This is a genomic window from Enterobacter sp. 61D5 (genome assembly GCF_034107965.1).
GTDB classification, from domain to species: Bacteria; Pseudomonadota; Gammaproteobacteria; order Enterobacterales; family Enterobacteriaceae; genus Enterobacter; species Enterobacter cloacae_M.
In genome coordinates, this window is sequence record NZ_JAWNFK010000004.1 from 77212 (window position 1) to 90017 (window position 12806).

The window sequence follows — 12806 nt, forward strand, 5'->3', positions numbered from 1 at the left end:
TGCTTCACGAAAGCCCGCGTTTATCGCGGGTTTTTTTACCCAATCATACCGCCGGTTTTCTCTGTGTGAAGTCAATCACTATTCACTTTCAACCAAGTTTAAATCTAAGAAAGTAGACAATCGTCGAATTTTCATCTTAAAGTCCAGGGTCCGGTACTAGACAAAACTAGCGCCTGGTTATCAAATGGTTAACTAACTTTTCGCCGCATGTAAAAAATCGGCCAGATACGTAACTGGCCGGCGTACCTGCTGGTGTTTACAAGCACGACGACATACCTTTCGGGAGAATTATGCAATCCACTGTTAATCAAAAAGAGAGCCGAACGTTCTTCGGCCATCCGTATCCGCTCGGTTCCCTGTTCTTCACCGAGATGTGGGAGCGTTTCTCGTTTTACGGCATTCGTCCGTTACTGATCCTGTTTATGGCCGCCACCGTCTATGACGGCGGGATGGGCCTGGCGCGTGAAAACGCCTCGGCGATTGTCGGTATCTTTGCCGGTACCATGTACCTGGCCGCGCTGCCGGGCGGCTGGCTGGCAGATAACTGGCTTGGTCAGCAGAGAGCCGTCTGGTACGGCTCGATCCTGATTGCGCTCGGACACCTGTCGATCGCGCTCTCAGCGGTGATGGGGAACAACCTGTTCTTTATCGGCCTGATGTTCATCGTGCTTGGCTCCGGGCTGTTTAAAACCTGTATCTCGGTGATGGTCGGCACCCTGTATAAAAAAGGCGACGCGCGTCGTGACGGCGGTTTCTCGCTGTTCTATATGGGCATCAACATGGGCTCGTTCATCGCGCCGCTGATTTCCGGCTGGCTGATTAAAACTCACGGCTGGCACTGGGGCTTTGGTATTGGCGGCATCGGGATGCTGGTGGCGCTGATTATCTTCCGCGTGTTTGCCGTTCCGGCGATGAAACGCTATGACGGCGAAGTCGGCCTCGACTCCACCTGGAACAGCCCGGTGGTGAAGCGTAACGGCGTGGGTGTTTGGCTGCTGGCGCTGGCGGCAGGCGTGGCAACGATCGTGACGCTGATTGCGCAGGGCGTGATTGTGATTAACCCGGTCGCGGTAGCCAGCGTGCTGGTCTACGTGATTGCGGCATCTGTTGCCCTCTACTTTATTTATCTGTTTGTCTTTGCGGGGCTGAACCGTAAAGAGCGCGCCAGGCTGTTGGTCTGCTTTATTCTGCTGATCTCCGCGGCGTTCTTCTGGTCCGCGTTTGAGCAGAAGCCAACCTCATTCAACCTGTTTGCCAACGACTACACTAACCGCATGATTGGTGATTTTGAAATCCCGGCGGTGTGGTTCCAGTCAATCAACGCCCTGTTCATCATCCTGCTGGCACCGGTGTTTAGCTGGGCATGGCCGAAGCTCGCGAGCAAAAACATTCGTCCGAGCAGCATCACCAAGTTTGTTATTGGTATTTTGTGCGCGGCGGCAGGCTTTGGCCTGATGATGCTGGCGGCACAGAACGTGCTGAGCAGCGGTGGAGCGGGCGTATCGCCGTTCTGGCTGGTGGGCAGCATCCTGATGCTGACGCTCGGTGAACTGTGCCTGAGTCCGATTGGCCTGGCGACCATGACGCTGCTTGCGCCGGAAAGAATGCGCGGCCAGATGATGGGGCTGTGGTTCTGCGCCAGCGCGCTGGGTAACCTGGCGGCGGGCCTGATCGGCGGCCACGTGAAGGCCGATCAGCTGGATATGCTGCCGGACCTCTTTGCTCGCTGCTCCGTCGCGCTGCTGATCTGTGCCGCGGTACTGATCGTCCTCATTGTTCCGGTGCGCCGCATGCTGGAAAATGCGCAGACTAAACCGGCTGCTAACGCCTCATAAACCTCGGTCTTGCCGGGGCGGCGTTATGCCCCGGTAAAACCCAACAGGAGAGAATATGTCGATTATCTGCCCGGAATGCCACGCACCGCTGGAGCCCCAGAACGGGGTAGCGCACTGCGACAGCTGTAATAAAGATATTGCGCTTGAAGCCCGCTGCCCTGAGTGCCATCAGCCGCTCCAGGTATTAAAAGCCTGCGGCGCGGTGGACTATTTCTGCCAGAACGGCCACGGCCTTATCTCTAAAAAACGCGTGGAGTTTGTTCGGGCCGAAGGTTAATCGCAGATGCAGCCTTCGCCTTTCTGCCACAGCTCGACCAGCGACTCGGGCGCTTCCTGCTCGGGCACCAGCACGATGATATCGGCATAGTGCGCCTGATTTTGCCCGGTCCAGATAATCTGGATGCGGAAATATCGCTGGTCGCCGCTGCCGGGTGAAGAGGCTTGCCCGGGCGGCTGGCCGCGTGGAAAAGCCTGCTCCAGGATGCTCACCAGGCGCTGGCGCTGGGCTTCATTGAGCGAGGAGAGCGCGATGGTGCGCTGTCCGCTAAGCCTGGGGATAAAAGCGACGCCGCCTTCCCGGGCCAGCTCAACCACGGCGTCATCCGTCAGTTCCGGAACCTGCATTTACAACACTCCCACCTGTTCCCAGGCTTGTTTAATGGCCGCACCAGCGTCGCCGCCGGAGCGTTTCTCTCCGTGCGCGATCGTCAGTTTTGCGAAGGCCTCAAAATCCGCATCCTGCGCCAGTTTGCGATCGCAAACCGTGTCGTACCAGGCATAACCCGCTTTTTCCCAGGCATAGCCGCCGATCGCCGTCGCGGCCAGATAAAATGCCCGGTTTGGGATGCCGGAGTTCAGGTGCACGCCGCCGTTATCCTCGCGCGTTTTAATGAAATCTTTCATGTGCGCAGGCTGCGGGTCTTTGCCGAGCAGGGGATCGTCATAGGCGGTGCCGGGTTCAGACATTGAGCGCAGCCCTTTGCCGTTAATCCCTTTAGCCAGTAGGCCTTCGCCAATGAGCCAGTCAGCTTTATCGGCGGTTTGCTTCAGATGGTACTGTTTGACCAGCGAGCCAAACACGTCCGACAGAGACTCGTTTAGCGCGCCCGACTGTTCAAAATAGATAAGCCCGGCTTCGGTCTCGGTCACGCCGTGGCTCAGCTCGTGCGCTACCACGTCGATGGCGATGGTAAAGCGGTTAAATATGTCCCCGTCGCCGTCGCCAAATACCATCTGCTGACCGTTCCAGAAGGCGTTCTGATATTCCCGGCCATAGTGAACGGTGCCGGTCAAAATAAGCCCTTTATTATCGAGCGAATCACGCTGATATTCTTTCCAGAAGAAATCATGGGTAATACCTAAATAGTTATAGGCTTCATCCACCGCCACATCGCCGTTCGACGGCTGGCCTTCGTAACGCACCTGCGTACCCGGCAGCTCCTGGGTTTGCTTCGCGTCGTAAATATCGCGCTCCAGCTGTCCGGCTTTATTCACGTGGGGCGCGGCGGGTTTGCCCGGCATGTGGGCCATCAGCGTCTGGACATGGGTTAAGGTCTGACGGGCACAGCGCTGCTGCGGCTCGGAACCGCTTTCGATAATACGACGAAGAATATAAGGGGGAATAACGCTATGAAGATGGGGCATGCTGCTCTCCTTATTAAAAAAGGGAATAGCAGCAGTATAGTAAGTAACCGGCGAAGAATTATCCGGTTTTACGCTGACGCGTTTTTTTCACCGGTTTAATTGATTTCACTTCGCTTTCAATCCAGCCGTCTGAAAGACGCGTCGTTAGCACATCGCCGGTATTTACCTGTTTGGTCTGCTTCAGCACTTTGCCGTCCGTCGCCGTCGTCACGCTATAGCCGCGTGCCAGCGTGGAGAGGGGGCTGACCGCTTCAAGATGGGTCACCGCATTGCCAAAACGCTCGCGGGTGGTGCTCAGCCGCGCCCGGACAGTCTCCGCCAGACGATACTCCAGCTGCTGGATCCGCGTTTGCGCGCGATAAATATTCGGCTGCGGGTTCTGCTGGTTCAGGCGCTGCGTCACGCGCTGCTGGCGCGACACCGCACGCTTGAGCTGGTTATCCAGCGCGAAATTCATGCGCTGACGCAGGCGCTCCAGGACGGTCTGCTGACGCGCCAGACGCAGCTGCGGGTGCTGCTGCTGAAGACGATGATGAAGCTGGGTAAAGCGGCGGGTACGGTTGGCAAGGAAGTAGTCCATCGCCATCTCAAGACGCTGCTGGCCGTTCTGAATCTGACGCAGCAGCTCCAGCTGGTTGCGGCTGACCACTTCCGCCGCCGCGGACGGCGTAGGCGCGCGCAGATCCGCGACAAAATCGGCTATCGTTACGTCCGTTTCGTGGCCGACGGCGCTCACCACGGGGATAAGGCTTGCAAAGATTGCCCGTGCCACGCGCTCGTCGTTAAAGCTCCACAGGTCTTCCAGCGAGCCGCCGCCGCGCCCAACGATTAATACGTCGCACTCCTGACGGGCGTTCGCCAGCTCAATGGCGCGAACTATCTGTCCCGGCGCATCGTCACCCTGAACGGCGGTCGGATAGATGATGACGGGCAGGGAAGGGTCGCGACGCTTCAGCACGTGCAAAATATCGTGCAGTGCCGCACCGGTTTTCGAGGTGATGACCCCAACGCAGTGGGCGGGGGAGGGCAGCGTCTTTTTGTACTGCTGGTCGAACAGCCCCTCGGCAGAGAGCCGGGCTTTTAGCTGTTCATACTTCTGCTGCAGCAGGCCTTCGCCCGCGGGCTGCATGCTCTCGACGATAATCTGATAATCGCCGCGCGGCTCATACAGGGTGATATTGGCGCGAACCAGAACCTGCTGGCCGTGCTGAGGGCGGAACGTCACGCGGCGGTTGCTGTTGCGGAACATCGCGCAGCGCACCTGGGCGGTGTCGTCTTTTAAGGTAAAGTACCAGTGACCGGAGGACGGTTGCGTGAAGTTTGAGATCTCACCGCTGATCCAGACCTGCCCCATTTCCTGCTCAAGCAGCAAACGCACCGTCTGATTAAGGCGGCTGACGGTATAAATTGAGGGGGATTGAGAGGATAACATGTGAGCGGGATCAAATTCTAAATCAGCAAGTTATTCAGTCGATAGTAACCTGCTGAGAGGCAATCGCAAGCTTTTTTATAAAAAAGTGTAGATGCAATCGGTTACGCTCTGTATAATGCCACGGCAATATTTAACCACCCAGGTCAGAGATATTGCCCATGCTACGTATCGCTAAAGAAGCACTGACGTTTGACGACGTCCTCCTCGTTCCCGCTCACTCCACTGTTCTGCCGAATACTGCCGATCTCAGCACGCAGTTGACGAAAACCATTCGCCTGAACATTCCTATGCTCTCTGCGGCAATGGACACCGTGACTGAAGCGCGCCTGGCTATCGCCCTGGCACAGGAAGGTGGCATTGGCTTTATTCACAAAAACATGTCTATCGAACGTCAGGCCGAAGAAGTTCGCCGCGTGAAGAAACATGAATCCGGCATCGTGTCTGACCCACAGACCGTTCTGCCAACCACCACGCTGCACGAAGTGAAAGCTCTGACCGAACGTAACGGCTTCGCCGGTTACCCGGTTGTGACCGAAGAGAACGAACTGGTCGGTATTATTACCGGTCGTGACGTGCGTTTCGTGACTGACCTGAACCAGCCTGTCAGCGTCTACATGACGCCAAAAGAGCGTCTGGTTACCGTTCGCGAAGGTGAAACCCGCGACGTGGTGCTGGCAAAAATGCACGAAAAACGCGTTGAAAAAGCGCTGGTTGTTGACAGCAGCTTCCATCTGCGCGGCATGATCACCGTTAAAGATTTCCAGAAAGCAGAACGTAAGCCTAACGCCTGTAAAGACGAGCATGGCCGTCTGCGCGTCGGCGCTGCGGTTGGCGCTGGCGCCGGTAACGAAGAGCGCGTTGACGCGCTGGTTGCTGCGGGCGTTGACGTCCTGCTGATTGACTCCTCTCACGGCCACTCCGAAGGCGTTCTGCAGCGTATTCGCGATACCCGCGCCAAATACCCCGATCTGCAGATCATCGGCGGTAACGTGGCCACCGGCGCAGGCGCTCGCGCGCTGGCCGACGCTGGCTGCAGCGCGGTGAAAGTGGGTATCGGTCCAGGCTCTATCTGTACTACCCGTATCGTCACCGGCGTGGGCGTTCCGCAGATCACCGCGGTGTCTGACGCGGTTGAAGCGCTGGAAGGCACCGGTATTCCGGTTATCGCTGACGGCGGTATCCGCTTCTCTGGCGACATCGCCAAAGCGATCGCCGCGGGCGCCGCAGCCGTAATGGTAGGCTCCATGCTGGCCGGTACCGAAGAATCTCCGGGTGAAATCGAACTCTACCAGGGCCGTTCTTACAAATCTTACCGCGGTATGGGCTCCCTGGGCGCGATGTCCAAAGGCTCCTCTGACCGTTACTTCCAGACCGATAACGCCGCAGACAAACTGGTGCCGGAAGGTATCGAAGGTCGCGTTGCCTATAAAGGCCGTCTGAAAGAGATCATTCACCAGCAGATGGGCGGCCTGCGCTCCTGTATGGGTCTGACCGGCTGTGGTACCATTGACCTGCTGCGTACTAAAGCGGAATTCGTACGCATCAGCGGTGCGGGTATCCAGGAGAGCCACGTTCACGACGTGACGATCACCAAAGAGTCCCCGAACTACCGTCTGGGCTCCTGATAAGTTTCCGCGCCCGGCTTCTGCCGGGCGCTCTGTTTTTGTTTCACTTGCCTCGGAATTAGCGTCAATGACGGAAAACATTCATAAACATCGCATTCTCATTCTGGACTTCGGTTCTCAGTACACTCAGCTGGTGGCGCGTCGCGTACGTGAACTGGGCGTTTACTGTGAACTGTGGGCGTGGGATGTCACGGAAGCACAGATTCGCGAATTCAATCCAAGCGGCATCATCCTGTCCGGCGGCCCGGAAAGTACCACCGAAGAGAACAGCCCGCGCGCGCCGCAGTACGTGTTCGAAGCTGGCGTGCCGGTATTCGGCGTTTGCTACGGTATGCAGACCATGGCAATGCAGCTGGGCGGCCACGTCGAAGGCTCTAACGAGCGTGAGTTTGGCTACGCGCAGGTAGAAGTCGTCACCGACAGCGCGCTGGTGCGCGGTATCGAAGACTCCCTGACCGCAGACGGCAAACCGCTGCTGGACGTGTGGATGAGCCACGGCGACAAAGTCACCGCCATCCCGTCTGACTTCGTGACCGTTGCCAGCACCGAAAGCTGCCCGTTCGCCATCATGGCAAACGAAGAAAAACGCTTCTACGGCGTGCAGTTCCACCCGGAAGTGACCCACACCCGTCAGGGTATGCGCATGCTGGAGCGCTTCGTGCGTGACATCTGCCAGTGTGAAGCCCTGTGGACCCCGGCAAAAATCATCGACGACGCCGTTGAGCGTATCCGCCAGCAGGTTGGTGATGACAAAGTGATCCTCGGCCTCTCCGGCGGCGTGGACTCCTCCGTGACCGCGATGCTGCTGCACCGCGCCATCGGCAAAAACCTGACCTGTGTCTTCGTCGACAACGGTCTGCTGCGTCTGAACGAAGCCCAACAGGTTATGGACATGTTCGGTGACCACTTCGGCCTGAACATCGTTCATGTGGAAGGCGAGCAGCGCTTCCTTGACGCCCTGAAAGGCGAGAACGATCCGGAAGCGAAACGTAAGATCATCGGCCGCGTGTTCGTTGAAGTGTTCGACGAAGAAGCGCTGAAGCTGGAAGACGTGAAGTGGCTGGCGCAGGGCACCATTTACCCGGACGTGATCGAATCCGCGGCATCCGCAACCGGTAAAGCGCACGTCATCAAATCTCACCACAACGTGGGCGGCCTGCCGAAAGAGATGAAGATGGGTCTGGTTGAGCCGCTGCGCGAGCTGTTCAAAGACGAAGTGCGTAAGATCGGTCTGGAACTGGGCCTGCCGTACGATATGCTCTACCGTCACCCGTTCCCGGGCCCGGGTCTGGGCGTGCGCGTGCTGGGCGAAGTGAAGAAAGAGTACTGCGACCTGCTGCGTCGCGCGGACGCGATCTTCATCGAAGAGCTGCACAAAGCTGACCTGTACAACAAGGTAAGCCAGGCGTTCACCGTGTTCCTGCCGGTTCGCTCTGTAGGCGTCATGGGCGATGGCCGTAAGTACGACTGGGTTGTCTCCCTGCGTGCGGTAGAAACCATCGACTTCATGACCGCGCACTGGGCGCATCTGCCGTATGACTTCTTAGGCCGCGTGTCTAACCGCATCATCAACGAAGTTAACGGTATTTCCCGCGTGGTGTATGACATCAGCGGTAAGCCACCGGCTACGATTGAGTGGGAATAATTTCCCGCTGAATTAACATCCAAACCCTCTGCCTGTGCAGGGGGTTTTTTATTTCCTTATTTCCCCTCGCCCAACCGATACGCCAGCGCCACCACCAGCGACTGCACCAGGCACAGCGTCGCCGACTGGGAGCGAAACGCATCAACCTGCGCCTCTTTCACCACAAAGCAGAGATCGCTGAACGTCGCCAGCGGGCTAATCTGGCTGTCCGTAATCACGATCTGCCGCGCGCCGACGCTGGCGGCGGTTTCGCTGACCATCACCGTCTCTTCCGCGTACGGCGAGAAGCTGATCGACACCACGATGTCGCGCGCCTTAATGCGGCTAATCTGCTCGCGCAGCATGCCGCCCATGCCGTCGAGCAGGATAGGGCGGCACTCCAGATGGCTCAGGGCGTAGGTGAGGTAGGCCGCGACGCTAAAGGAACGGCGCAGTCCGGCGATGTAGATGGTGTCGGCGTCGGCCAATAGCTGCACCGCGCGCTTCAGCATTTCCGGTTCGGCGCGGGCGGCCAGCTGCTGCAGCGCCTGCGCGTTCGAGCGGGCAAACTCCTGCAGGATATCGAGCGGCGTTTCCGGCACGGCCTCGCTCTCCATCTCGCGGAACAGCCGGGCGCGGTCGCTGTAGCTGGCGGTCTCCTCCACCAGGTTCATGCGAAACAGCTGTTTCATTTCGTTGAAGCCGGTGAAGTCAAAGGCGTTGGCAAAGCGGATCAGCGTCGAGGGCGGCACGTCGGCGCGCTCGGCAATGACGGCAACCGTATCAAAGGCCACGCTGTTGGTGTTATCCAGCACGTAGCGGGAGACCTGCTGCAGCCTCTTGCTCAGGCTATCGTAGCGATCGCGGATTTGCTGCTGCAGTTCGTTCAGGCTGGTTGCTGTCGTCATCTTATCCCCCAAATACAGTCTTATGATTCTAAACGCAAAACCGCGTCTTTTAAATGTCGGCCATCCATCTGGCAGCAAAAATGAAACAGAAACTTCAGTCATTTCCTCGCCCGAAATTCCTTAATAGCGCACGCTGTACTAGTGTTGTTGGCTGTTAACATAAAAATCCATCCTTGATCACAATAATCATCATTTATTTTATTTCAACTTAAAATGGAATATTTGTTTCATATATAGTGTTCAGTACACAGTGTTCAGGTAACAGTCACGTATCAACAGCGAGAGGTTAAGGATGGAGACGGTAGCGAATTTTATTCACGGCGAATGTGTCACCGGTTCAGGCCAGCGCGTTCAGGCGATCTTCAACCCGGCCACCGGCGAGCAGATCCGCCAGGTGGTGATGAGTACGGCGCAGGAAACGGAGCAGGCGATTGCCGCCGCGCAGCAGGCGTTTCCGGCATGGGCGCGCCATGCTCCGCTTAAGCGCGCGCGCGTGATGTTCCGCTTCAAGGCGCTGCTGGAAGAGAACATGGATCGCCTGGCCCGTATTATCAGCGAAGAGCACGGCAAGGTCTTCTCCGACGCGGTGGGCGAACTGACCCGCGGCCTGGAGGTGGTGGAATTTGCCTGCGGCATCCCGCATCTGCAAAAGGGCGAACACTCTGCGAACGTTGGCACGGGCGTCGACAGCCACTCGCTGATGCAGCCGCTCGGCGTCTGCGCCGGGATCACGCCGTTTAACTTCCCGGCGATGGTGCCGATGTGGATGTTCCCGATTGCGCTGGCGACCGGCAACACCTTCGTGCTGAAGCCGTCGGAAAAAGATCCTTCCCTGGCACTGGCGCTCGCGCAGCTGCTGAAAGAGGCCGGCCTGCCGGACGGCGTGTTCAACGTGGTGCAGGGCGATAAAGAGTCCGTTGACGTGCTCCTGACCGACCCGCGCGTGCAGGCGGTGAGCTTTGTCGGCTCCACGCCAATTGCGGAATACATTTACCAGACCGCATCTGCCCACGGTAAGCGCTGTCAGGCGCTGGGTGGCGCGAAAAACCACTGCATTCTCATGCCGGATGCCGACATGGAGATGGCCACCAACGCTATTATGGGCGCGGCCTACGGCGCGGCGGGCGAGCGCTGCATGGCGCTCTCGGTGGTGCTGGCGGTGGGGGATAAAGCCGCCGATGACCTCTGCGCCCGGCTGGAAAAACAGATTGCCGCGCTGCGCGTCGGGCCGGGCCTGGACCAGGCGCCGGAAAACGAAATGGGGCCGCTCATCTCCTCCGCGCACCGCAGCAAGGTGCTGGGCTACATCGACAGCGGGGAAGCGCAGGGGGCAAAGCTTCGCGTGGACGGTCGCGGCTTCAGCGTGAAGGGCCACGAGCAGGGCTACTTCGTCGGGCCGACGCTGTTCGATAACGTCACCCCGGAGATGACCATCTATAAAGAAGAGATTTTTGGTCCGGTGCTTTCTGTGGTGCGCGTAGCAGATTACGCCAGCGCGGTGGACCTGATTAACCGCCATGAATATGGTAATGGCTCGGCAATCTTCACCCGTGACGGCGGCTGTGCGCGCCGCTTCTGCGAAGAGGTGCAGGCGGGGATGGTGGGCGTTAACGTGCCGATCCCGGTGCCGATGGCATTCCACAGCTTCGGCGGCTGGAAGCGTTCCATCTTTGGTGCGCTCAACGTCCACGGCAGCGACGGCGTGCGTTTCTACACCCGAATGAAAACCATCACCGCGCGCTGGCCGGAAATGCAGCAGGAGACAGGCGCTGCGTTCTCCATGCCGACGCTGGGCTGACAGGAGGCGTTATGCAAACCGAACGTATGACCATGGCCCAGGCGCTGGTCCGGTTCCTTAATCAACAGTACGTCAGCGTGGACGGCGACGAAACGCCCTTCGTGGAGGGCGTGGCCACCATCTTTGGGCACGGCAACGTGCTGGGTATCGGCCAGGCGCTGGAGCAGGACCCCGGCCATCTGCAGGTGATGCAGGGGTGCAACGAGCAGGGCATTGCCCATATGGCGACGGGATTTGCCAAACAGCACCGCCGTCAGCGCATTTTTGCCGTCACCTCCTCCGTCGGGCCGGGTGCCGCCAATATGGTGACCGCGGCGGCCACCGCCACGGCAAACCGCATCCCGCTGCTGCTGTTGCCGGGCGATATCTACGCCAGCCGCCAGCCGGACCCGGTGCTGCAGCAGATCGAGCAGTATCACGATCTTAGCATCAGCACCAACGACTGCTTCCGTCCGGTCTCCCGCTACTGGGACCGCATCAACCGCCCCGAGCAGTTGATGAGTGCCATGCTAAGCGCGATGCGAACGCTTACTGACCCCGCCAATACCGGCGCGGTGACGATTTGTCTGCCGCAGGACGTTCAGGGAGAGGCCTGGGACTACCCGCTGAGCTTCTTCGCGCGTCGCGTGCACCATATTGAGCGCCGTCCGCCTGACCCGCAGCGTCTGGCGCAGGCGCGGGCGCTGATCGCCCGCAAGCGTCGTCCGCTGGTGGTGTGCGGCGGCGGCGTGCGCTATTCCGGCGCGCATGAGGCGTTTCGCGAATTTGTCGAGACGCTGCGGCTGCCGTTTGCTGAAACCCAGGCCGGAAAGGGGGCGCTGGTAAGTGACCACCCACTTAACCTGGGCGGCGTAGGAGTGACGGGGGGAATGGCCGCCAACCAGCTCGCACCGCAGGCGGATTTAGTGATTGGCGTCGGCACGCGCCTGACCGATTTTACCACCGGCTCCAAGGCGCTCTTTTCCCACCCGGACGTCGAATTCCTGCTGCTGAACGTGGCCGAGTTTGACGCCCTGAAGCTGGACGCGACCGCGCTGATTGCCGATGCCCAAACCGGACTGCAGGCCTTGACCCACGCGCTCGGAGATTACCGCAGCGTCTGGGGAGAGGCGATCGCTCAGGCGAAGTCCGTCTGGCGCGACGAGTGCCGTCGCCTGTGGGATCGCCAGTGGCGTCCTGACGACGCGCCCGAAGTGGCAGGGCACATGGACGCGCAGCTGGCGGAATACGGCGAGACGCTCAACACCCGCCTGACCCAGACGCGGGTGCTGGGGCTGATCAACCAGCATATTGAAGATAACGCCATCGTGGTGGGCGCGGCCGGTTCGCTTCCGGGCGATTTACAGCGTATCTGGCAGGTCAAAACGCCGGACAGCTATCACCTGGAGTACGGCTACTCCTGCATGGGCTACGAGATTGCGGCCGCCCTCGGCGCGAAGCTCGCCAGACCCGATCTGCCGGTGTACGCCATGGTGGGGGATGGTTCCTACATGATGCTGCACTCCGAGCTGCAAACCGCCGTTCAGGAGGGCATTAAGGTCACCGTCCTGCTGTTTGATAACGCCAGCTTCGGCTGCATTAACAACCTGCAGATGGGGCACGGCATGGGCAGCTTTGGCACGGAAAACCGCCATCGCAACCCGGAAACCGGGCGGCTTGACGGGCCGCTGGTGAAGGTCGATTTTGCGCAAAACGCGGAGAGCTACGGCTGCCGCGCGTGGCGGGTGAACGATGAGCAAAGCCTGCTGGCGGCGCTTGAGGCCTCACGGACGCATCCCGGCCCGACGCTGCTGGACATCAAGGTGCTGCCGAAGACCATGACCCACGATTACGCCTCGTGGTGGCGAACCGGTGATGCGCAGGTGGCGGCGTCTTCTGCCGTGCGTGAGGCCGCCGAGCAAACGCAGGCGCAGGTGAAAAAAGCCCGTCAGTATTAAGTT

General features: G+C 59.1%; 10 protein-coding genes. 6 read left to right on the forward strand and 4 right to left on the reverse strand.

Annotated elements, in window-relative coordinates:
• Nucleotides 1-290 precede the first annotated feature (290 nt).
• On the forward strand, nucleotides 291-1835 hold the full coding sequence (locus UTM25_RS03320; RefSeq protein WP_032659418.1) for a peptide MFS transporter: 1545 nt from the start codon (nucleotides 291-293) through the stop codon (nucleotides 1833-1835).
• Between the two features lie 55 nt (nucleotides 1836-1890).
• Nucleotides 1891-2112: a zinc ribbon domain-containing protein gene (locus tag UTM25_RS03325; protein ID WP_194400163.1), complete on the forward strand. Its 222-nt coding sequence runs from the start codon at nucleotides 1891-1893 to the stop codon at nucleotides 2110-2112.
• Here UTM25_RS03325 and UTM25_RS03330 read toward each other — a convergent pair.
• The 3 genes from UTM25_RS03330 to xseA are packed head-to-tail and all read right to left on the reverse strand — an operon-like array spanning nucleotide 2109 to nucleotide 4911.
• On the reverse strand, nucleotides 2109-2459 hold the full coding sequence (locus UTM25_RS03330) for a protealysin inhibitor emfourin (protein ID WP_194400165.1): 351 nt from the start codon (nucleotides 2457-2459) through the stop codon (nucleotides 2109-2111). The genes UTM25_RS03325 and UTM25_RS03330 overlap by 4 nt on opposite strands.
• Nucleotides 2460-3479, reverse strand: a complete 1020-nt coding sequence (locus UTM25_RS03335; RefSeq protein WP_194400167.1) for a M4 family metallopeptidase — start codon at nucleotides 3477-3479, stop codon at nucleotides 2460-2462. It abuts the gene before it with no gap.
• Nucleotides 3480-3537: 58 nt separating this feature from the next.
• Nucleotides 3538-4911 (reverse strand): exodeoxyribonuclease VII large subunit, encoded by a 1374-nt coding sequence (xseA, locus tag UTM25_RS03340; protein ID WP_194400169.1) that lies wholly within the window; start codon nucleotides 4909-4911, stop codon nucleotides 3538-3540.
• Nucleotides 4912-5069: 158 nt separating this feature from the next.
• On the opposite strand from xseA, the gene guaB reads away from it, so the two are divergent.
• Both guaB and guaA read left to right on the forward strand, forming a co-directional pair.
• The gene (guaB, locus tag UTM25_RS03345; RefSeq protein WP_023333022.1) at nucleotides 5070-6536 is read left to right on the forward strand and encodes an IMP dehydrogenase; all 1467 of its coding nucleotides are present in this window, start codon (nucleotides 5070-5072) and stop codon (nucleotides 6534-6536) included.
• 67 nt (nucleotides 6537-6603) lie between these two features.
• Nucleotides 6604-8181, forward strand: a complete 1578-nt coding sequence (gene guaA / locus UTM25_RS03350; protein WP_006811514.1) for a glutamine-hydrolyzing GMP synthase — start codon at nucleotides 6604-6606, stop codon at nucleotides 8179-8181.
• Between the two features lie 56 nt (nucleotides 8182-8237).
• Here the strand turns inward: guaA and UTM25_RS03355 are convergent, their stop codons facing one another.
• Nucleotides 8238-9068: a MurR/RpiR family transcriptional regulator gene (locus UTM25_RS03355; RefSeq protein ID WP_194400229.1), complete on the reverse strand. Its 831-nt coding sequence runs from the start codon at nucleotides 9066-9068 to the stop codon at nucleotides 8238-8240.
• A 292-nt stretch (nucleotides 9069-9360) separates the two neighbouring features.
• On the opposite strand from UTM25_RS03355, the gene UTM25_RS03360 reads away from it, so the two are divergent.
• Together UTM25_RS03360 and iolD are read left to right on the forward strand one after the other, a co-directional pair.
• Nucleotides 9361-10866: a CoA-acylating methylmalonate-semialdehyde dehydrogenase gene (locus UTM25_RS03360; protein WP_194400231.1), complete on the forward strand. Its 1506-nt coding sequence runs from the start codon at nucleotides 9361-9363 to the stop codon at nucleotides 10864-10866.
• 11 nt (nucleotides 10867-10877) lie between these two features.
• Complete coding sequence (gene iolD / locus UTM25_RS03365; protein ID WP_194400233.1) at nucleotides 10878-12803, forward strand: 3D-(3,5/4)-trihydroxycyclohexane-1,2-dione acylhydrolase (decyclizing); 1926 nt, start codon at nucleotides 10878-10880, stop codon at nucleotides 12801-12803.
• Nucleotides 12804-12806: the final 3 nt, after the last annotated feature.

Bases quoted from the DNA above. Each gene is read 5' to 3' on its own strand.
- UTM25_RS03320 (WP_032659418.1), top strand. From the start codon at position 291: ATGCAATCCACTGTTAATCAAAAAGAGAGCCGAACGTTCTTCGGCCAT.
- UTM25_RS03325 (WP_194400163.1), top strand. From the start codon at position 1,891: ATGTCGATTATCTGCCCGGAATGCCACGCACCGCTGGAGCCCCAGAAC.
- UTM25_RS03330 (WP_194400165.1), bottom strand. From the start codon at position 2,459: ATGCAGGTTCCGGAACTGACGGATGACGCCGTGGTTGAGCTGGCCCGG.
- UTM25_RS03335 (WP_194400167.1), bottom strand. From the start codon at position 3,479: ATGCCCCATCTTCATAGCGTTATTCCCCCTTATATTCTTCGTCGTATT.
- xseA (WP_194400169.1), bottom strand. From the start codon at position 4,911: ATGTTATCCTCTCAATCCCCCTCAATTTATACCGTCAGCCGCCTTAAT.
- guaB (WP_023333022.1), top strand. From the start codon at position 5,070: ATGCTACGTATCGCTAAAGAAGCACTGACGTTTGACGACGTCCTCCTC.
- guaA (WP_006811514.1), top strand. From the start codon at position 6,604: ATGACGGAAAACATTCATAAACATCGCATTCTCATTCTGGACTTCGGT.
- UTM25_RS03355 (WP_194400229.1), bottom strand. From the start codon at position 9,068: ATGACGACAGCAACCAGCCTGAACGAACTGCAGCAGCAAATCCGCGAT.
- UTM25_RS03360 (WP_194400231.1), top strand. From the start codon at position 9,361: ATGGAGACGGTAGCGAATTTTATTCACGGCGAATGTGTCACCGGTTCA.
- iolD (WP_194400233.1), top strand. From the start codon at position 10,878: ATGCAAACCGAACGTATGACCATGGCCCAGGCGCTGGTCCGGTTCCTT.